At 79.4% G+C, this 545-nt stretch carries 1 protein-coding gene; it reads left to right on the top strand.

All coding sequences use genetic code 11. From position 1 onward, the window contains the following. Window positions 1-186: aldo/keto reductase (locus tag KUM32_RS40220; protein WP_217146652.1), on the top strand; the 186-nt coding region annotated here is incomplete at its 5' end. Between the last annotated feature and the right edge of the window lie 359 nt (window positions 187-545).

The raw sequence follows: 545 nt of genomic DNA, 5'->3' as shown, positions 1-545 counted from the left end.
GTGGCCGCGGCGCACGGCGGCGTCGAGATCGCGACGGTGGCCCTGGCCTGGCTGGCCGCGCAGCCCACGGTGGTGGCCCCGATCGCCAGCGCCCGCACCCTGGAGCAGCTCCCGCCGCTGCTGGCCGTGGCCGACCTGGACCTCACGGCTTCGGAGATCGCCGCGCTGACCGAGGCGTCGGCCTGAGCCGGTAGCCGCCGGCGCCGCCGGGACGAGCACCGGTCCTCACCGCGGGCCACGCGCCCATGACGCCCACTGGCCGTGGTCGTACGCCAGGGGTCCCTACACCATGCGCCCCTACGCCACGCGCGCGTGCCCGCGTACTCCGCCATCCGTACGCCGCCCGCCCGGATGCCGCCCGTCCGCGTGCCCGGGTCCCGTCCGGGCGCTCTGACGCGCCGCGCGCGGCGAGCGGACGGGGCGTCAACTTCCCTCGCACGGCCGCCGGTCGGCCGACCCTCGTACATGCGCCGACGAGGTGGAGCCCGCCGGAGCGGCCCGCCGCCGGGGGCCGGCTGCCGGCCCGGTCGGGCGGTGGCGTGCGC

Source organism: Streptomyces sp. AC627_RSS907, from assembly GCF_019049165.1.
Note: the sequence above shows the minus strand (reverse complement) of the source record. Positions and strands in the feature narration are given on the sequence as shown.